The sequence below is a fragment of the Gemmiger formicilis genome, assembly GCF_016901605.1.
GTDB classification, from domain to species: domain Bacteria; phylum Bacillota; class Clostridia; order Oscillospirales; family Ruminococcaceae; genus Gemmiger; species Gemmiger formicilis_B.
Genome location: NZ_JACJKP010000377.1, coordinates 1 through 662 on the forward strand (window position 1 = coordinate 1; position 662 = coordinate 662).

At 56.6% G+C, this 662-nt stretch carries 1 protein-coding gene; it reads right to left on the reverse strand.

What is annotated here, in order from left to right; all coding sequences use genetic code 11:
- On the reverse strand, positions 1 to 468 hold a 468-nt coding region (locus tag H6B10_RS14970), incomplete at its 3' end, for an ABC transporter transmembrane domain-containing protein (protein WP_243427419.1).
- Positions 469 to 662 lie beyond the last annotated feature (194 nt).

The following is a 662-nucleotide window of genomic DNA, read 5'->3' on the forward strand; positions in this document are numbered from 1 at the left end:
CAGATACACGAGAACGCATACCGGCGCCAGCAGATTGGAGGTCATCTCTGGCAGCAGGTGGGCCAGCGTCGTCTCCATACTCTCCACCTGATCCACCACGATCTGTTTGAGCCGTCCGCTGGAGGTGTCCAGAATGTCTCCCAAGGGTAAGCGGGGCATTTTGGACAGAACCATCTTCCGGATGTCCCGCAGGATCTGGAAGGTGGCCTTGTGGGAGAGGGAAAGTGCCAGATTGTAAAGCAGGGTTTTGGCCAGATAGCCCCCCAGGGCCACCATACACCACAGAAGATAGAAGTTCCAGTCCCGCTGCCCGGTCAAAAGCGCTACCAGGATACGCCCCGCTGAGAGATACGGCAGCAGCCCCAGTAGGACACCCGCCACCGCGCAGAAGATGGCGGCAATCAGGCCGCCGTGATGTTCCCTGCCCAGCTGCCACAGCCGCAGCAGCGGACTTTGCGTTTTCTGCATAAATAAGCCTCCTTTAGTTAGTTATTGCTAACCTTTGGTTCTATGAAAAGGCCGCCGGGAAAGCGGCCTTTTGCACTACCGGAAGTTTTCAGGATGAAATATTGTCTCAAATCCTGCCATATGATAGCGGTTGAGCTGGCGGATATAGTGGAGCGCCCGGGGCTTATCCATGCGGTGCCGCACCGGCTCAAACA